Origin of the sequence: Herbaspirillum sp. NPDC101397, assembly GCF_044767325.1 — a bacterium.
In the GTDB taxonomy this organism is placed as follows: domain Bacteria; phylum Pseudomonadota; class Gammaproteobacteria; order Burkholderiales; family Burkholderiaceae_D; genus Herbaspirillum.
On sequence record NZ_JBIWNS010000012.1, the window covers coordinates 17,591 to 35,383 of the forward strand.

General features: G+C 61.9%; 19 protein-coding genes and 1 tRNA gene. 9 read left to right on the plus strand and 11 right to left on the minus strand.

Going from position 1 to position 17,793, the window contains the following annotated elements; translation table 11 throughout:
- Positions 1-74: 74 nt before the first annotated feature.
- The 5 genes from ACIROW_RS22845 to ACIROW_RS22865 form a co-directional block, all read right to left on the minus strand.
- Complete coding sequence (locus ACIROW_RS22845; RefSeq protein ID WP_402279208.1) at positions 75-2,057, minus strand: family 2A encapsulin nanocompartment cargo protein cysteine desulfurase; 1,983 nt, start codon at positions 2,055-2,057, stop codon at positions 75-77.
- 8 nt (positions 2,058-2,065) lie between these two features.
- Complete coding sequence (locus ACIROW_RS22850; RefSeq protein ID WP_016835647.1) at positions 2,066-2,998, minus strand: family 2A encapsulin nanocompartment shell protein; 933 nt, start codon at positions 2,996-2,998, stop codon at positions 2,066-2,068.
- A gap of 80 nt (positions 2,999-3,078) precedes the next feature.
- Positions 3,079-3,420, minus strand: coding sequence for a helix-turn-helix domain-containing protein (locus ACIROW_RS22855; RefSeq protein ID WP_402279212.1), 342 nt, complete (start codon positions 3,418-3,420; stop codon positions 3,079-3,081).
- Between the two features lie 36 nt (positions 3,421-3,456).
- Entirely contained in the window at positions 3,457-4,389 is a 933-nt protein-coding gene (gene epsC, locus ACIROW_RS22860; RefSeq protein ID WP_402279214.1) for a serine O-acetyltransferase EpsC, read from the minus strand.
- 39 nt (positions 4,390-4,428) lie between these two features.
- On the minus strand, positions 4,429-4,926 hold the full coding sequence (locus ACIROW_RS22865; protein ID WP_402279217.1) for a rhodanese-like domain-containing protein: 498 nt from the start codon (positions 4,924-4,926) through the stop codon (positions 4,429-4,431).
- A 329-nt stretch (positions 4,927-5,255) separates the two neighbouring features.
- On the opposite strand from ACIROW_RS22865, the gene ACIROW_RS22870 reads away from it, so the two are divergent.
- A complete protein-coding gene (locus ACIROW_RS22870) occupies positions 5,256-6,260 on the plus strand; it encodes a sulfonate ABC transporter substrate-binding protein (protein WP_402279219.1) in 1,005 nt (334 codons plus the stop codon).
- Between the two features lie 20 nt (positions 6,261-6,280).
- Here the strand turns inward: ACIROW_RS22870 and ACIROW_RS22875 are convergent, their stop codons facing one another.
- Entirely contained in the window at positions 6,281-7,276 is a 996-nt protein-coding gene (locus ACIROW_RS22875; RefSeq protein WP_402279222.1) for an SDR family NAD(P)-dependent oxidoreductase, read from the minus strand.
- 97 nt (positions 7,277-7,373) lie between these two features.
- Here ACIROW_RS22875 and ACIROW_RS22880 point away from each other — a divergent pair, with 97 nt between their 5' ends.
- Both ACIROW_RS22880 and ACIROW_RS22885 read left to right on the plus strand, forming a co-directional pair.
- The gene (locus ACIROW_RS22880) at positions 7,374-8,285 is read left to right on the plus strand and encodes a LysR family transcriptional regulator (RefSeq protein WP_402279225.1); all 912 of its coding nucleotides are present in this window, start codon (positions 7,374-7,376) and stop codon (positions 8,283-8,285) included.
- Complete coding sequence (locus ACIROW_RS22885) at positions 8,282-8,899, plus strand: tRNA-uridine aminocarboxypropyltransferase (protein WP_402279227.1); 618 nt, start codon at positions 8,282-8,284, stop codon at positions 8,897-8,899. Before ACIROW_RS22880 ends, ACIROW_RS22885 begins: the two co-directional genes overlap by 4 nt.
- On the opposite strand, the gene ACIROW_RS22890 is transcribed toward ACIROW_RS22885, so the two are convergent.
- Positions 8,880-9,347, minus strand: coding sequence for an Lrp/AsnC family transcriptional regulator (locus ACIROW_RS22890; RefSeq protein WP_402279230.1), 468 nt, complete (start codon positions 9,345-9,347; stop codon positions 8,880-8,882). The genes ACIROW_RS22885 and ACIROW_RS22890 overlap by 20 nt on opposite strands.
- A gap of 143 nt (positions 9,348-9,490) precedes the next feature.
- On the opposite strand from ACIROW_RS22890, the gene ACIROW_RS22895 reads away from it, so the two are divergent.
- The 5 genes from ACIROW_RS22895 to ACIROW_RS22915 all read left to right on the plus strand — a co-directional run bounded on the left by ACIROW_RS22895 (position 9,491) and on the right by ACIROW_RS22915 (position 14,059).
- Positions 9,491-10,552, plus strand: coding sequence for an ornithine cyclodeaminase (locus ACIROW_RS22895; protein ID WP_402279232.1), 1,062 nt, complete (start codon positions 9,491-9,493; stop codon positions 10,550-10,552).
- 53 nt (positions 10,553-10,605) lie between these two features.
- On the plus strand, positions 10,606-11,529 hold the full coding sequence (rocF, locus tag ACIROW_RS22900; RefSeq protein WP_402279235.1) for an arginase: 924 nt from the start codon (positions 10,606-10,608) through the stop codon (positions 11,527-11,529).
- 192 nt (positions 11,530-11,721) lie between these two features.
- The gene (locus ACIROW_RS22905; protein WP_402279237.1) at positions 11,722-12,501 is read left to right on the plus strand and encodes a basic amino acid ABC transporter substrate-binding protein; all 780 of its coding nucleotides are present in this window, start codon (positions 11,722-11,724) and stop codon (positions 12,499-12,501) included.
- Between the two features lie 86 nt (positions 12,502-12,587).
- A complete protein-coding gene (locus ACIROW_RS22910; protein ID WP_402279240.1) occupies positions 12,588-13,340 on the plus strand; it encodes an amino acid ABC transporter permease in 753 nt (250 codons plus the stop codon).
- Positions 13,337-14,059: an amino acid ABC transporter ATP-binding protein gene (locus tag ACIROW_RS22915; RefSeq protein ID WP_402279242.1), complete on the plus strand. Its 723-nt coding sequence runs from the start codon at positions 13,337-13,339 to the stop codon at positions 14,057-14,059. The genes ACIROW_RS22910 and ACIROW_RS22915 overlap by 4 nt, the downstream gene beginning before the upstream one ends.
- A gap of 75 nt (positions 14,060-14,134) precedes the next feature.
- Here the strand turns inward: ACIROW_RS22915 and ACIROW_RS22920 are convergent, their stop codons facing one another.
- From ACIROW_RS22920 to ACIROW_RS22935, 4 genes are all read right to left on the minus strand, one after another.
- Positions 14,135-15,169: a quinone-dependent dihydroorotate dehydrogenase gene (locus ACIROW_RS22920; protein WP_402279244.1), complete on the minus strand. Its 1,035-nt coding sequence runs from the start codon at positions 15,167-15,169 to the stop codon at positions 14,135-14,137.
- An 83-nt stretch (positions 15,170-15,252) separates the two neighbouring features.
- Positions 15,253-15,981, minus strand: a complete 729-nt coding sequence (locus tag ACIROW_RS22925; protein WP_402279245.1) for an arginyltransferase — start codon at positions 15,979-15,981, stop codon at positions 15,253-15,255.
- Between the two features lie 136 nt (positions 15,982-16,117).
- Positions 16,118-16,840: a leucyl/phenylalanyl-tRNA--protein transferase gene (aat, locus tag ACIROW_RS22930; protein ID WP_402279248.1), complete on the minus strand. Its 723-nt coding sequence runs from the start codon at positions 16,838-16,840 to the stop codon at positions 16,118-16,120.
- A gap of 22 nt (positions 16,841-16,862) precedes the next feature.
- The gene (locus ACIROW_RS22935) at positions 16,863-17,447 is read right to left on the minus strand and encodes an NUDIX hydrolase (protein ID WP_402279250.1); all 585 of its coding nucleotides are present in this window, start codon (positions 17,445-17,447) and stop codon (positions 16,863-16,865) included.
- A 259-nt stretch (positions 17,448-17,706) separates the two neighbouring features.
- Here ACIROW_RS22935 and ACIROW_RS22940 point away from each other — a divergent pair.
- Positions 17,707-17,783 (plus strand) — tRNA-Met (locus ACIROW_RS22940).
- Positions 17,784-17,793 lie beyond the last annotated feature (10 nt).

Consider the following 17,793-nt stretch of genomic DNA (forward strand, 5'->3'; position numbering starts at 1 on the left):
ACAAGCACCGCAGTTAAAAAAACGGCCATGGAATGCTCCATGGCCGTTTTCACATCCGACTGCCGATTACCCGTTCAGCCTGTTCGCCGTTGTCCGGCGAGCCTGCTGATGACCGTCGCAAGACGGTCGATTTCGTCGAAGGTATTATAAAAAGCCAGTGACGGCCGCACCGTCGTTTCGACGCCGAAACGGCGCAGAATCGGTTGGGCGCAGTGATGGCCGGTACGCACCGCGATGCCTTCTTCGTTGAGCGCGTGACCGACTTCTTCTGTGCTGTAGCCGGCCAGCACGAAGGACATCACGCTGGCCTTGTCGTCGGCCGTGCCGATCAGGCGCACGCCCTTGATTTCGCGCAGCTGCTGCATGCCGTAGACCAGCAGGTCATGCTCGTAGCGGGCGATGTTTTCGATGCCGATCTTGTTGACGTAGTCGATCGCAGCGCCCAGTCCGACCGCGTCGGCGATGTTGCCCGTGCCTGCTTCGAACTTGTTGGGAATCGGCTGGAACACCGTCTTCTCGAACGTCACGTCGGCGATCATGTTGCCGCCGCCTTGCCATGGCGGCATGTCTTCCAGCACTTCGCGCTTGCCCCAGACCACGCCGATGCCGGTCGGACCGAACACCTTGTGGCCCGAGAACACGAAGAAGTCCGCACCCAACTCCTGCACGTCGACGCGCATGTGCGACACCGACTGCGCGCCGTCGACCAGCGCCCTGGCGCCGGCGCGATGGGCCAGCTCGACGATTTCCTTGACCGGCGTGACCGTGCCTAGTGCATTCGACACCTGGGTGATCGCAACGATCTTGGTGCGGTCGTTGAGCAGCTTGCGATACTCGTCCAGCAGGATCTGACCCGAATCGTCCACCGGAATCACGCGCAGCCTGGCGCCCTTGGCGGCGGCCAACTGCTGCCAAGGAACGATGTTGGCGTGGTGCTCGAGGTTGGAGACGATGATCTCGTCGCCTTCGCCGACATGCTGCGCGCCCCAGCTCTTGGCCACCAGGTTGATGGCTTCTGTCGTGCCGCGCACGAAGATGACTTCGTTGACGTCCGGCGCATTGATGAATCGACGCACCCGTTCACGCGCGCCTTCGTAGGCGTCGGTGGCGCGTGCTGCCAGTTCATGTGCAGCGCGGTGGATATTCGAGTTTTCGTGCTCGTAGAAATAGCTGATGCGGTCGATCACCGACTGCGGCTTGTGCGTCGTTGCCGCGTTGTCGAACCAGACCAGCTGGCGACCGTTGATGCGTTCCTGAAGAATCGGGAAATCGCGTCGCACCGCATTCACGTCGAACGGCGGATGACGATCGCCGCCGACCAGCGGCGCCGTCGCATGCGGCTGCGCCTTGGCAGGGGTGACGTAACCGCTCGGCAGGACTACTGAATCGACAAAGTAGTACTGCGGTGTAGTCGATGGCGAGGGTGTCGATGATGACGATGATGCCGACGCCGCACCCGGAATGCCGGTTGCCGGCGGCGCAGTCAGACTGCGATGTTCCGGGATCGACGGCGAAGGCAGATGCGCATCCGGTGTCGCCGGTACGGATGTGCCTGCGCCCGGCTGGCCATAGCTGTCGCTGAGGAAGTAGTAAGGTGATGCACCGGCTTGCGGCCGGGCGCCACCCACTGATTCAGGTACGCCCAGCAAACCGCCGCCGCTGCGTGGATCGTAGGCCGGTCCGGCGCTCAGGAGCTTGTCCGGAACGCCGTTGCCCGCCGGCGCAACAGGCGCCAGCGCAGGAGCGCGATTACCCAGCGACAGCACCTGGGTCGGCGACGCCGGGATCAGGTTGGTGCCGGGAATCTGGCCCTGCGGAATCGGTGTGCCGGGTACGCCTGGTCCAAAACCTGCCGGACTGACCAGCGGCGAACCGGGTGGTGCAATGTTGGCGGGCGCCTGCACGCCATGCGGCGCAAACGGCGGCGCCGGCGGGGCCGAGAAGAACTCGGTCGCCAGGCGCGCCAGCACCGCCGGATCGAACGGCGCGCCTGACGCTTCAGGAACGCCGACGGGCTGGCCGGACGGCAATGAGGGTGGGGGCGAAAGTAGGCTCACGTCGCGGCTTATTTATAGGTGTCGGGATAGTCGTGGTACTTGCCGATTTCGACATCGTCGAGCACCGCCAGCGCGTCGGTGGTCAGCACCGCGAGCGAGCAATACAAGGAAATCAGGTACGACGAAATCGCATGGTTGTTGATGCCCATGAAGCGCACCGATAAACCTGGGCTTTGTTCGCCCGGCAGACCCGGCTGGAACAGACCGACCACGCCCTGGCGCTTGTCGCCCACGCGCAGCAGCAGGATCTTGCTCTTGCCGTCGGCGACCGGCACCTTGTCCGACGGGATCAGCGGGATGCCGCGCCAGGTGATGAATTGCGAACCGAACAGGCTGATGGTCGGCGGCGGCGTGCCGCGGCGGGTCGCTTCACGGCCGAAGGCGGCGATAGCGAGCGGATGCGTGAGGAAGAAGGCCGGTTCTTTCCAGACCTTGGTCAGCAGCTCGTCCAGATCGTCCGGCGTCGGCGCGCCGGTCAGCGGGAAGATGCGCTGTTCATCCGTGACTTGCGCCAGCAGGCCGTAGTCGGGATTGTTGATCAGTTCGCTTTCCTGGTTTTCCTTGATGGTCTCGATGGTCAGGCGCAGTTGCTCCTTGATCTGGTCATGCGGGCTGCTGTACAGATCGGAGACGCGGGTATGCACGTCCAGCACGGTCGAGACCGCGTTGAGGAAGTATTCGCGTGGATTTTCTTCGTAGTCGACGAAGGTGCGCGGCAGCTGGTTTTCTTCTTCGCGTGCGGTGCAGGTGACCTTGATCGATTCGGGATTCTTGACCTTGTTGAGGCGATAGATGCCGGCCTCGACGGGAACCCATTGCAACAGATGCGTCAGCCAGCGAGGGCTGATGGTTTCCAGTTGCGGTACGGTTTTGGTTGCGTTTGCTAGTTGCCGTGCGGCGTTATCGCCAAGCGCGGTGGTACCGCCAACTGTTGCCGACATCGTGACTCCAATTCAATAAGTGAGATAAAAAAGACGACTGAAAACTGACCGTCAGAGTGTGGCGTCAGCGCAGCGATGCCTCAACATGCTATAGCCATCAACTTGATGCCGCGCACCAGATTCATCTGGCTGATCGCTTCGCCGCGTGTCACGAGCGCGGAGGGCGTCAGCTTCAGCGCGAAGGCCAGTTTCTCGACGGTAACCAGCGAGGCAATGGCGCCGCCGCGTTCGATTTCGCCGATGTAGGAGCGGTTCAGGTTGGAGTTCTCGGCCAGGCGCTCCTGCGACCAGCCTTGCGCCTCGCGCAATTGCCGCACGCCGATGCCGAAGCTCTGCACCAACGGGCTGGGGATGTTGTCGTCGGTGAGGTCTGGTTTCGCATCCTTGTCGGTGCGCTTGCCGGCGTGTTGTCTTGTATTCATGTCAGCTCCCCCGGATGAGGCGGTTCACGATGGTGTTCACGTGGAAGCGATGCCGTTGGCAAACGCGCCTTCGCGCGACTCCGCCTGCGCGATGCGACCGCCCGGCGGCACATCATGCGTCAGCCAGACATTGCCGCCGATGACCGCGCCTTTGCCCAGCGTGATGCGGCCGAGGATGGTGGCGCCGGCGTAGATGACGACGTCGTCTTCCACCACCGGATGGCGGGGCAGGCCTTTTTGCAGGTTGCCTTCGGCATCGGTAGGGAAACGTTTCGCGCCTAGCGTGACCGCCTGGTAGACGCGTACGCGTTCACCGATGACCGCGGTCTCGCCGATCACCACACCGGTGCCGTGATCGATGAAGAAGCCGGCGCCGATGGTGGCGCCCGGATGGATGTCGATGCCGGTGGCGCCATGCGCGAGTTCAGCGACGATGCGCGCCAGCAGCGGCAGGCCCAGGACATACAGCTGGTGGCCGAGACGATAGTGGATCATCGCCAGCACGCCGGGATAGCACAGCAGGACTTCGTCCACGCTGCGCGCCGCCGGATCGCCCTGGTAGGCCGCCAGCACGTCGCTGTCGAGCAGGGTGCGGATGCCGGGAAGCGCTGCTGCGAAGGTCCGGGTTGCCGCCAGTGCGTCATGGTCAATGTCGCGGTCGGTGGCGCCGGTCACGCTGTGGAGCGCCGCGTTGTATTTCAATTCCAGGCGCACCTGTTTCAGCAGCGAATGCAGGGCCGCATCGAGTGCATGGGCGACGTGGAAGTCTTCGCTTTCCTGGCGCAGGTCGGGCGGGCCGAGACGCATCGGGAACAGCACGCCCTTGAGGCTCTCGATGACCTCCGACAGCGCATCGCGCGAAGGAAACTCGCGCCCCCCCGGTTCGCTGGCGCGCCGTTGCGCCTGGCGCCAGTTCAGGCGCGCTTCATGCAGCGACTGCACGATGTTGGGAATGTCGAAAGTGGCCACGCTGTTCCTTTACTTTTATTTTTTTGTTCAGTCCTGCATTTAGTCCTGAATCCAGGGCAATCCATGGAAGCGCCAGCCGTCGGCCTTGCCGCGCTGCTGCTCCGAATCTATCTCGCCTTCGAAGCCTTCCAGGACATTGAAAATACAGGTGAGACCCGCCTTGGCTGCGGCTTCAGCCGCCAGCGCCGAGCGCTTGCCGCTGCGGCACAGCAGCAGCGCGACGACATCCTTGCCGCCGATCTTGCTTTCCAGCTCGCGCACGAAGCGCGGATTGCGTGTCAGCGCGGTGCCGGTCGCCCACGGTACATGGATGCTGCCGGGAACATGGCCGACAAACTTGCGTTCTTCATTGGTACGGACGTCCACCAGCAATACCTGTTGGGTGGAGAACAGCTTCCAGGCCAGCACCGGCGGAACGCCGCCGGCATAGGGCAGGGAAGACGATGTGGCCTCGGCCTTGATGGAGACCAGCTCCTCAGGCAAGGCCGCAGTGGATACGGGGGATTGAACAGGTGCGGACGAATAAGCGACGGACATGAAGGAGACCTCGATGATTGTTCTGACGTTCTGACAACGAATCGACTCGGACCTGCTCGCAATTGCGGTCATTCTGGTGGCGATAGACGACAGCAGGCCGTTGACATAAATGTACGGGCCGCCAATTTGAAACAAAACGAATAAAAACGAGTTCGCTAGTTCGAAAAACAGATAAGCGATAGCGCAGAACGAGCGGCAGAGAGTGCTCGGATGAATACAGCACAGAGGATGCAGAGCGTCGGCTACCGCATATTGATATGGTTTTTTATTCGTTCCCTGAGGTCTGCTCTGCTCTTTAGAGTAAGCAAATCTACAACCATGGGAAGCACATGAAAAAAACAACTACTTTGAAATCAAACGCCGCCTCCGCCACCAATACCTTGCGTCGCAAAGTACTGAGAGGCGGGGCCGGATTCAGCGCCTTCGCCGCCTTGACGTCGTTGTTCCCGCTCTCTGCATCGGCCGCTGCGCGCGAGTTGCGCATCGGTTATCAGAAGGGCGTGCTCAGCCTGCTGAAGGGACGGGGCACGCTGGAAAAACGCCTGGCCCCTTTGGGCGTCTCGATCAAGTGGATAGAATTCTCGGCCGGTCCGGTGCAACTGGAAGCATTGAGCGTGGGGTCCATCGACTTCGGCGACGTCGGTGAAGCGCCGCCAATCTTTTCGCAGGCGGCAGGGTCGCCCCTGATCTATGCCGCAGCCACCGTACCGCGCCCCGGTCTGGAAGGCATCCTGCTCCCGGCCGGCTCCGCGATCAGGTCGGTGGCCGATTTGAAGGGCAAGAAGATCGCCTTGAACAAGGGTTCCAACGTCCATTACTTCCTGGTCAAGCTGCTGGAGAAATCCGGACTGCGTTACGCCGACGTCAATCCGGTGTGGTTGTCGCCGGCCGACGCGCGCGCCGCGTTCGAGAAAGGCGCCATCGATGCATGGGCGATCTGGGAGCCTTACCTGGCCGCTGCGCAAAGCACCTTGTCCGCGCAAATCCTGGCGGATGCCAATGGCGTGGTGAAGAATCGCGCCTACTATTTTTCGTCGAAGGATTATGCGCAGAAGAACAAGGACGTCATCAACATCATCATCGACGAGCTCAACCAGATCGACGTCTGGGCCAAGGCCAACCACGCTGCCTTGTCGGCGGAACTGTCGGCGGTGCTCGGCTTGCCGAAGACGGTGGTCGACATCATGGTCAGCCGTTACAGCTTCGGCACCGAACCGATCACCGGCGCCATCCTGGCCGAGCAGCAGCGCATCGCCGATACCTTCTTCGACCTGAAACTGATTCCGAAGAAGATCGACGTGAAGGAAGCTGCGCCGCCATGGCTGGCAGTGTGATTGGCGCTTGAACGTATTGCCTACGCCGCGCGAGTCTGTGTTCCGGCTTGCGCGGGCAGACAACCAAGCCCACGGAGGGTCGCGCGCACGGCCTCATCGAGCGGCGTGTGCGGCTCTTCACCCAGCACCTGCAGCAGGCGCGCATTGTCCATGCGCACCGGCTGTTGCCACAGGTAGCGCATCTCCTTCATCTCACGGAACAGCGGCACGACCGGCGCGGCCGGGCCCAGCAGCCACCATGGGAAGCTGCGCACCGGCAGCCGTGCCTTGCCGAGCACGCGGCGGATCGCGTCCGTCATTTGTGCGCCGTCGGCGTCCCAGTGGCCGTTCATGTGGAAGCGCGCGAAGGTTTCCAGCGACGCTTCTTGTTCGAGCAGACGAGCCATGGTTTCCGCCAGGTCGGGCAGGTAAGTCCATTGATGGCCGACGCCGCGCTTGCCCGGATAGATGATGGAGGCCGGCGTCTTGCCCGGCTTTACCAATCCCATTGAGAACCAGTTGTTGCCGGCATGCGGGCCGAAGAAATCACCGGCGCGCACGATCAGGCTGCGCACGCCGTCGGCGGCTGCGGTTTGCAGGCGTCGTTCCATTTGCACGCGAATGGCGCCCTTGCGCGTGACCGGATGCTGCGGCGAATCGACGTGCAGCTCGGGCAAGGCGTCCGGGCCGTAGTTGTAGACCGTGCCCGGCAGCACGATGCGGGCGCCGAAGGCCTGGGCGGCGGCGATGCTGTTGTCCATCATCGGCAGCACCAGCTCGGCCCAACGCCGGTAGCCGGGCGGATTGACCGCATGCACGATCACGTCGACACCGCGTGCGGCGGCTACCACGTCGGCGCGCTGCATGGCATCGCCACTGATCCAGTCGAACTTGTGCATGCCGGGGCGGGCGGCGACCTGTTCGGCCTGGCGATGCAGTGCGCGCACGTGCCAGCCTTGCGCGTGCAGGCGATGCGCCATTTCACCGCCGATGCCGCCGGTGGCGCCGAGGACCAATACGTTTTTTCCGTTTGCCATGATTCGCTCCTGTTTGTTCGTTGCAATGAAGTCAGTGTCGGACAAACGGGGGGTAAATGGAATTGGTTAAAAGTATGGTGGTGCTATACTTATTTGTATGGATAAAAAGATCGTCGCCGATCCCGGCTGGGAGTTGTATCGCTCTTTCCTGGCGGTGCTGCAGGAAGGCTCGCTGTCCGCCGCTGCACGCGCGCTGGGGCTGACGCAGCCGACCATCGGCCGTCACGTCGACGCGCTGGAGCAGGCGGTAGGCTTTGCCTTGTTTACCCGGTCGCAGCACGGCTTCATGCCGACCGAAGCGGCGCTCAGCCTGCAGCCGTACGCCGAGAGCCTGGCTGCCACCACGGCGGCGCTGATGCGCGCGGCCTCGGCCCATGGCGGCGCCGGAGAACAGGTGCGCGGGACCGTGCGCATCACCGCCAGCGAAGTGATCGGCGTCGAAGTACTGCCGCCCATCCTGCTGGCGCTCAAACGCAGCCATCCGGAACTGGTGATCGAACTGGCTCTGTCGAGCCGCATCGAGGACTTGCTCAAACGCGAAGCCGACATCGCCGTGCGCATGCTACAGCCGACCCAGGAAGTACTGGTCGCGCGCCGCATCGGCGCCATCGAACTGGGCCTGCATGCACATAAGGATTACCTGGCGCTGCACGGCACACCGAAGGATCTCCCGCAACTGAACGAGCACGCCATCATCGGCTTCGACAAGGAAACCGCCTTCATCCGCAGCGCCGCCAAGCACATGCCGACCTTGCGCCGCAGCCAGTTCGCACTGCGCACCAGCAGCGACATCGCGCAGTTGGCGATGATCCGCGCCGGCTACGGCATCGGCTTTTGCCAGACACCGCTGGCGCGACGCGACGCCAACCTGGTGCGCGTGCTGACGAAGCAGTTTTCGTTCAAGCTCGAAACCTGGGTGGTGATGCACGAAGACCTGCGCAACAGCGCGCGCGTGCGCGTGGCTTTTGATGCATTGGCGGCGGGCTTGCAGGAGTACATAAAACAATGAGCGTTGATGCGCCGTCCAAACGTGCGATGTGCGGGCGCTGCCTGCGCGCGCAGAGCAGTTGCATCTGCAGCTGGATCCGGCCGCTGGCGCCGGCGGCACAGGTATTGATCCTGCAGCATCCGCTGGAAGTCGCCCAGGCCAAGGGCAGCGGGCGCCTGCTGCACCTGAGCCTGGCGGGCAGCGTGCTGGCGCATGGCGAGCAATTCGATGAAGAGGTGTTGCGGGATTTGCTGTTCGGCGGAGACCTCCGTCCGGTGCTGCTGTATCCGGAGACGCCAGGCCAGCCGGCAAGCACCGTGCCAGATCTGTCCGCACCCGAGCGGCTGCGGCTGGTGATTCTCGACGCCACCTGGCGCAAGAGCCGCAAGATGCTGCATCTGAATCCCTTGCTGCAGGCCTTGCCGCGCCTGCCGCTGATCGATCCGCCTGCATCGCAATACCGCATCCGCAAGGCGCATCGCATGGATCAATTGTCAACGCTGGAAGCCGCCTGCCATGCGCTGGCGCAGCTCGAGAGTGAGCACGCCAAATACTTGCCGCTGCTGCAGGCCTTCGACGGCTTCGTGGCGCAGCAGAGTTCCTATATCCCGACCGTCACTGATTATCGAGCTTGATCGGCAGTCCCGACAGCGGTTTGACTTCTTCGAGGCAGATCATCGAGCGCAGGCCGGCCACGCCCGGCACCTGCATCAGGCGGTCGGTCAGGAAGTGCGACAGGCTCTTGAGATCGTGCGAGACCACCTTCAGCAGATAGTCGAAGTCGCCTGAAATCGTGTAGCACTCGGTGATTTCGGGGAAGGCCCGGATCACGCTTTCGACCTCGCGCACCTGCTTGAACTGGGCGCGATCCAGCGACAGCGCGACAAACGCCGTGACATCCAGCCCTACCGCAGACGGCGACACCAGCGCGGCGTAACGCCGGATCACGCCTTGTTCTTCCAGCACGCGTACGCGGCGCAGGCATTGCGGCGGCGACAGGTGGATGTTTTCCGAGATGTCGACATTGCTCATGCGGCCGTCCTGTTGCAGCAATTCAAGGATCTTGACGTCAAGTTTGTCCATGGAATCTCCCGTTAAGCGCCAGTTATGAAATAAAGCTGCATAAGCATGTCTTTATTTATAGGATAAAGAAAGCAAATTTCCAATGTTCATCTGTAAAATTTCTTTCATCGCAGCAAAAGCGGCATCAAGCCGCACCGTTCATCATGGTCAAGTACATCGGCACCCGGGAATTGCAGTCCTTCCTCGCGACGCGCCCACTGGAGCAGGTCATCGAAGGGCTTGCGGCGTATATCAAGGCAGACTACTTGCGCTGGCAACAGTTCGATAAAACTGCGCGGCTGGCCAGTCATTCGGCCGTGGGCGTGATCGAACTGATGCCGATTTCGGACGGGCGGCTGTATTCCTTCAAATATGTGAACGGACACCCGCGTAACACGTCACATGGTTTGTTGACGGTGACCGCCTTCGGCGTGCTGGCCGATGTCGGCAGCGGTTATCCACGTCTGCTGAGCGAACTGACGCTGACCACCGCCTTGCGCACGGCGGCGACTTCGGTGCTGGCGGCGCGGCACATGGCGCGGCCGGACAGCCGCGTGATGGCGCTGATCGGCAACGGCGCGCAGAGCGAGTTCCAGGTGATTGCCTTCCACCGTCTGCTCGGTATCGATGAATTACGCGTGTACGACGTTGACGTCGAGGCCACCGACAAGCTGTGCCGCAACCTGCGCGCCTATCCGGACTTGCGCGTCGTGCGCGCCGGCAGCGTCGCCGAAGCGGTGCGCGGCGCCGATATTGTCACCACCGTCACGGCGGACAAGCGCCGCGCAGTGATCGTCACTGCCGACATGGTGGAGGCGGGCATGCACCTCAACGCCGTCGGCGGAGATTGTCCGGGCAAGACGGAGTTGCAGCGTGAAGTCCTGAGCAGGTCGCGCGTGGTGGTCGAGTTCGAGCCGCAATCGCGCATCGAGGGCGAGCTGCAGCAGATGCCGGCCGACTTCGCCGTGACCGAGTTGTGGCAGGTGCTGGCGGGCGAGGCCTGCGGGCGCGCCGGTAACGAGGACGTGACGGTGTTCGACTCGGTGGGATTTGCGCTGGAAGATTTTTCGGCGCTGCGCTATCTGGACGAACAACTGGACGCACGATTCACGCAGCAGATCGACCTGGTGCCAGACCTGGCCGATCCCAAGGATTTGTACGGCGCCGCCGTGGAGCGGGCGCCGACGGAAACATTGACAGCAGCGCTCAACTTGCTGCACGCCTGAACAATGAACAATGAACAATGAACCATGAATACTAAAACCGCTGAAGGAAATAAATGACAGAAAACCGCAACAAGAAAATCCACCTGATCGGCGCTCCCACCGACATCGGCGCGGGTCGCCGCGGCGCCTCGATGGGACCGGAAGCGCTGCGCGTGGCCAACCTGCAGCAAGCCTTGCAGCAGCATGGACTCAGCGTGACCGACGGCGGCGACGTCAGCGGCCCACCGAATCCGCAGCAAGGGCCGGTGCAGGGTTTCCGTCATCTGGAGCAAGTGGTGGCGTGGAATCGTGCGGTGTATGAAGCGGTGCACGGCGCCTTGCACCATGGGCAGATTCCGGTGCTGCTGGGCGGCGACCATGCGCTGGCGATCGGCTCGATCGCGGCGGTGGCGCAGCATTGCCGCGAGCAGGGCAAGAAGCTGCTGGTGCTGTGGCTGGACGCCCACGCCGACGCCAACACCAGCGACTCGACACCGACCGGCAACATCCACGGCATGCCGGTGGCCTGCTTGCTGGGCACCGGGCCGGACGCGCTTACCCACATCGGCGGCCAGGTGCCGGCGCTGCAACCGGATGCGATCCGCCAGATCGGCATCCGCAGCGTCGACCGCGACGAAAAGCGCCACCTGCACGAACTCGGCCTGCGCGTCTACGACATGCGCCACATCGACGAGCATGGCATGCGCGTTGCCATGGAGCAGGCCTTGTCGGGCATCGATGCCGACACGCATCTGCATGTGAGCTTCGACATCGATTTCCTCGATCCGGCGGTGGCGCCGGGGGTGGGCACCGCAGTGCAGGGCGGTCCGACTTACCGCGAGACCCAGCTGTGCATGGAAATGATTGCCGACACCGGACGGCTGGCCTCGCTCGACGTCATGGAGCTCAATCCGGCCTGCGACGTGCGCAACCAGACGGCTGAGCTGGTGGTGGAGCTGGTGGAGAGCCTGTTCGGCAAATCAACATTGATTCGATAAAGAAGTAACAAAAAATCAATAAATTGGCTGTTGACTGATCGCCGCATACGCCGGATCATGTCGGGTTCCGCGCTCCGGGCGGCTTTGCAGCGCATTTGCGCAAATGCGAGTCCGTCTTGGAGCGCAAGCAATTCGTCAGTAAGCAATTCATCAACAAGCTCATTTACAAGCTTTACCTCAGGGAGAAAAACAATGTCGCTCAAGAAACTCGTCCTGCTCGCGGGCAGCGTGCTGGCTCTGTCGCTGACCGCGGTCTCGGCCCAGGCCGCAGACCAGACTTACGTCGTCGGTGCCGGCGGCACCTACCGTCCATTTGAATTCGAAACGCCGAAGAAGGAACTGGTCGGTTTTGACATCGACATCATCAAGGCCATCGCCAAGGCGTCCGGCTTCCAGATCAAGCTGGTCAGCACACCATGGGAAGGCATTTTCGCCACCCTGGGCCAGGGCGACCGCGACATCATCATTTCCGGCATCACCATCACCGAGAAGCGCGCCCAGATGGTCGACTTTTCGCTGCCGTATTTCCCCGCTGAACAAGTCATCATCACCGGCGCCGGCTCCAAGGTTGCCGGACTGGCCGACCTGAAGAAGCTGCAAGTCGGCGTGGTCAACTCGACCGCCGGCGATATCATCCTGTCGGAAGAAGTCGGCAAGTCCAGCACCGCGATCCACCGTTTCGACAACACCCCGCTGATGCTGGAAGAGCTGTATCGCGGCGGCGTTGATGCGGCCATCGGCGACGTCGGCGTGATCAAGTTCTACATCAAGAGCCATCCTGAAAAACAATTCAAGGTGGTCGGCGACGCCAAGTTCACCCGCCAATACTTCGGTATCGCGGTGAAAAAGGGCAACAAGGAATTGCAGGACAAGATCAACGCCGGGCTGAAGAAGATCGTCGCCGACGGCACCTACGCCAAGATCTACAAGGAATGGTTCGACGCCAACGTGCCAACGCTGCCGTTGCAATAATCAGCAATCCGCGCAGTTAAGTATTTCTTCTCAATGCCCACGTCTTGTTTGCGAGACGTGGGCAGATTTTTACCCGGATTGCATTCATGAATTCTTTCTTCCAATGGGAAATCATCGGCGAGTACCTGCCCTTGTTCATCGAGGGCACGTGGATGACCATCAAGGTCGCGTTTATCTGCGTGATCTCCGGCACCTGCTGGGGCCTGGCCTTGGGCGTCGGCCGGCTGGCTGAAGCACGCCACGGTTTCTGGAAATATTTCCTGCGTTACGCGGTGCAGCTGCCGGTGCGCTTTTACGTCAGCTTCCTGCGCGGCACGCCGCTGTTCGTGCAGATCCTGCTGATCCACTTCGCGCTGATGCCGATGCTGATCAATCCCAGCGGCGGCCTGATCCTGAGCGGCGACATCGCGCGCGAGATCCGCTCGCAGTACGGCGCGTTCGCGTCGGCGGTGCTGGCCATCACGCTCAACTCGGGCGCCTATGTGTCGGAAATCTTCCGCGCCGGCATCCAGTCGATCGACCGCGGCCAGAGCGAAGCATCGCGTTCGCTCGGCATGACCTACATGCAGACGCTGCGCAAGGTGGTGCTGCCGCAGGCGTTCCGCCGCATGCTGCCGCCGCTGGGCAACAACGCCATCGCCATCGTCAAGGATTCGTCGCTGGCCTCGGCCATCGGCCTGGCTGAACTGGCCTATGCCGCGCGCACGGTCTCCGGCGCGTATGCGCGCTACTGGGAGCCGTACCTGACCATTTCGCTGGTGTATTGGGGCATTACCTTGCTGCTGTCGGCGTTCGTGCGGCATCTTGAAACCCGCTACGGCAAAGGAGATGCACGATGATCATCGTCAAGCAATTGCAAAAGCAGTACGGCGACGCACACATCCTGCGCGGCATCGATTGCGAGATCAGGGAGAGCGAAGTGGTGTGCGTGATCGGGCCTTCGGGTTCGGGCAAGAGCACCTTCCTGCGCTGCCTCAACGGCCTGGAAGAAGCGACCGACGGCGAGATCTTCATCGACGGCGTCAAGGTCAACGATCCGCACGTCAACCTGAACACGCTGCGTGCCGGCCTCGGCATGGTGTTCCAGCGCTTCAACCTGTTCCCGCACATGTCGGTGCTGGAGAACCTGATCATGGCGCCAATGCAGGTCAAGAAGCTGTCGCGCCGCGAGGCGGTGCTGGTGGCCGAAAAGCTGCTGCAGAAGGTCGGTTTGCTGGAAAAGATCGACGCGTTTCCGAACCAGTTGTCCGGCGGTCAGCAGCAACGCGTGGCGATCGCCCGCGCGCTGGCGATGGAGCCCAAGGTCATGCTGTTCGACGAGCCGACCTCGGCGCTCGATCCGGAACTGGTGGGCGAAGTGCTGACCGTGATGAAGACGCTGGCCGAAGAAGGCATGACCATGGTGGTGGTCACCCACGAAATGGGCTTTGCGCGCGAAGTCTCGGATCGTGTGCTGTTCATCGACCAGGGCGTGATCATGGAAGAAGGTCCGCCGCAGCAGGTGCTGGGCGAGCCGAAGAATGAGCGCACCCGTGATTTCTTGCGCAAGGTGCTGTAAGCCTCACATTGAACGCCCAATAAAAAGCCGCCGCTGCACGCAAATGCAACGGCGGTTTTTTTATGCAAGACCGGTTCAGCGCAAGGCGTCGGCGCATTCCTTGACCAGCGCCGGGCCGCGATAGATCAGGCCCGAATACAGCTGCACCAGCGAGGCGCCGGCTTCCATCTTGGCCTTGGCGTTGCTGCCGCTGAGGATGCCGCCGACACCGATGATCGGCAGCGCGTCGCCCAGTTCGGCCTTGAGGCCGCGCACCACCTGGTTCGACAATTCGAACACCGGCGCACCCGACAGGCCGCCGGCTTCTTCGCCGTATTGCAGGCCCTTGACGGCGTCGCGCGTGATGGTGGTGTTGGTGGCGATGACGCCGTCGAGCTTGTGGCGCAGCAGCGCGTCGGCGATATTCTTGATCTGCTCGCTGTCGATATCGGGTGCGATCTTCAGCGCCACCGGCACGTAGCGCTTGTGCTGGTCGGCCAGGCGCAGTTGCGCATCCTTCAGTTGCGACAACAGGGCGTCGAGTTCGGACGCGCCTTGCAGTTGGCGCAGGTTCTTGGTGTTGGGCGACGAGATGTTGACGGTCACGTAGCTGGCGTAGGGATAGACCTTTTCCAGGCAGTGCAGGTAATCGTCGGCGGCGCGTTCGATCGGGGTGTCGGCGTTCTTGCCGATATTCAGGCCGAGCACGCCTTGCTTGCTTTGGTAGAAGCGCGAGGCCTGCACGTTGGCGACGAAGGCGTCGACGCCGCCATTATTGAAGCCCATGCGGTTGATGATGGCGTGGGCGGCCGGCAGGCGGAACATGCGCGGCTTCGGGTTGCCCGGTTGCGCGCGCGGCGTGACCGTGCCGATTTCAATCGAACCGAAGCCAAGCGCCGCCAGGCCGTCGATGTAGGAGCCGTCCTTGTCCAGGCCGGCGGCGAGGCCGACCGGATTGGGGAAGGTGACGCCCATGACCGTGCGCGGATCGGCCGCAGGCTTGCTGATGAATCCGGTCAGGCCGAGCGCGGCGGCGCGGCGCAAGGCGGGCAGGGTCAGGTGGTGGGCGGATTCTGCGTCGAGCGAAAACAGCAGCGGGCGGGCGAGGGCGTAGAGGAATTTATCGGACACGGTGATGGGCTGGAGGAAAAAGTGCCGCTATTTTAACGTGTCCGGGGTGCTTTTCCGCGCAAAACGGCGGAGTGCAGGCGAAGCTATTCGCGCAATTCGGCCCAGTTGCCGTCCTGCAATGCTTCCAGCGGCTGGAAGTTGGTCTTGTAGGCCATCTTGGCGCTTTCCTTGATCCAGTAGCCGAGATAGACATAGGGGATGCCGAGCTGGCGGGCTTGTTCGATCTGCCACAGGATGTTGTAGGTGCCGTAGGACGAGCCTTCGACATCGGGATCGTAGAAGGTATAGACCGATGACAAGCCGTCATCAAGCACATCAATGATGCTGACCATGCGCAGCGTGCCGTCGGCTTCGCGGAATTCGACCAGGCGTGTGTTGACCTTGCTCTGCAGCAGGAATTGCGCGTACTGGTCGCGGCTGTCCTGGTCCATGCCGCCGCCGGCGTGGCGCACCGACTGGTAGCGCAGGTACAGCTCGTAATGCTCGTAGGCGTAGGTCAGGTTGGTGACCAGCGTGACCAGGCCGCTGTTCTTGCTCCAGGCGCGGCGCTGGCTGCGGTTGGGGCTGAATTCGGCGGTCTTGATACGCACCGGCGTACAGGCTTGGCAGCCGTCGCAATAGGGACGATACGTAAAGATGCCGCTGCGGCGGAAACCGGTCTTGACCAGTTCGGAATAGACATCGGCGTTGATCAGGTGCGACGGCGTGGCTACTTGCGAGCGGGCTTGCTGGTTATCCAGGTAACTGCAGGGATAGGGAGCCGTTGCATAAAACTGCAACGTGGAAAACGGCAGGTCTTTAAGATGCGTCATGGGCGTCCTGAGGTGCAATCATTGGCAGTCGCTTCGCTATGCGCGGCGATGTAACGATTTCGTCACGATTCCCTGTAATTTACACTACTTTGGGGCCGCAGTAACTGCACCGTCGGCAGGGCTTCAACGCGGGGCGTCAGGCCGGCGGAAACAAGTCCAGTGGATGCCAGAAACCAATCTGCGGCGCCTCGATGGCCAGGCGCAGATGTTTGATGAAGTCGTTGCGCGGGATCGGGATCGCTCCCAGCGACGCCAGGTGCGGCGTCTCCTGCTGGCAATCGATCATCTGCACGCCGTGCCGGCGCAGGAAATGCACCAGGTAGGCCAGCGCCACCTTGGAGGCATCAGTCACGCGCGCAAACATCGATTCGCCGTAGAACATCTGGCCGATCGACACGCCATAGGCGCCGCCGACCAGTTTCCCTTCCAGCCAGACTTCCGCCGAATGCGCATAACCGGCGCGGTGCAGGCCGCAATAGCCGTCGACGATGTCCTTGGAAATCCAGGTGCCGGCGTCGTCGCGGCGCGGTCCGGCGCAGGCGCGCATGACGTCGCGGAAGGCCGAGTCGAAACGGATCTCCCAGCGGTGGTCGGTATGGCGGCTGCGCTCGACTTTGCGCAGGGTCTTCTTGAGACTTTCGGAAATGATGAAGCGGTCGGTGTACAGCACCATGCGCGGATCGGTGCTCCACCACAGGATGGGCTGGCCTTCGGAGAACCACGGGAAGATGCCGTGGCGGTAGGCTTCGAGCAGGCGTTGCGGTGACAGGTCGGCGCCGGCGGCAAGCAAACCGGCCGGCTCGGCCAGCGCCTTGGACACATCGGGGAAGGGCGAATCGACATCCAGCCAGGAAATCATGCGCAGTTCCGTTTACGTTCGTTTAGTCAGGCTGTTCCGGCTGCACCATGCGTTTGCGGATATCGTCGGTGTGCAGGCCGAACACGCCGTCGCCGGTCCTGACCTTGGCAAGATCGGCAAAGAAGGAGCGCAAAGTGTATTCCACCGTCGGGAAGGCGATGTCGGCCCAGGGGATTTCATCTTCCCTGAACATCGCGACTTCCAGGCTTTCGGTGCCGGCGGCGTAATCGAGATCGAGCAGCTCGGCCAGGTAAAAGAAGTGCACCTGGTGCACGTGCGGCACGTTGATCAGGGAGAACAGCGCGCCCAGCTTGATGTGTGCGCCGGCTTCTTCTTCGGTTTCGCGTTCGGCGGCTTCGCTGGTGGTTTCATTGTTTTCCATGAAGCCGGCCGGCAAGGTCCAGTAGCCATGACGTGGTTCGATGGCGCGCTTGCACAGCAGCACGCGCACTTCGCCGTCACGTTCCCAGACCGGGATGGAACCGACCACCATTTTTGGATTCTGGTAATGAATGGCGCCGCAATTGCCGCACACGAAGCGCGGGCGATTGTCATCGGGAGGAATCTGCAACGAAACCGGATGAGCGCATTCAGAACAAAATTTCATAAAAGGCGGTAGGCGTGTTTTTGTAGGAATGTCCGACGGCGAATAACGCGCCATCGTCTATATGGTGATTCACGGCAAATGCGAGGTAGAAGTGTATCACTGTCGCCATCAGGGTCACTCTTTTATGCATGCATGCGTCCCTGTGCAAATCGTGATGCATCCGCAAGGCGCGCGCAGCATGACGCACGCGCGCAAAGCAAGTATTCTCAGTGGAAATTTGCACGGAAGGTGGATATGTCGTATAATCTATTTCTTCAGACGCGGGGTGGAGCAGTCTGGCAGCTCGTCGGGCTCATAACCCGAAGGTCGTAGGTTCAAATCCTGCCCCCGCAACCAAGATTCAGGC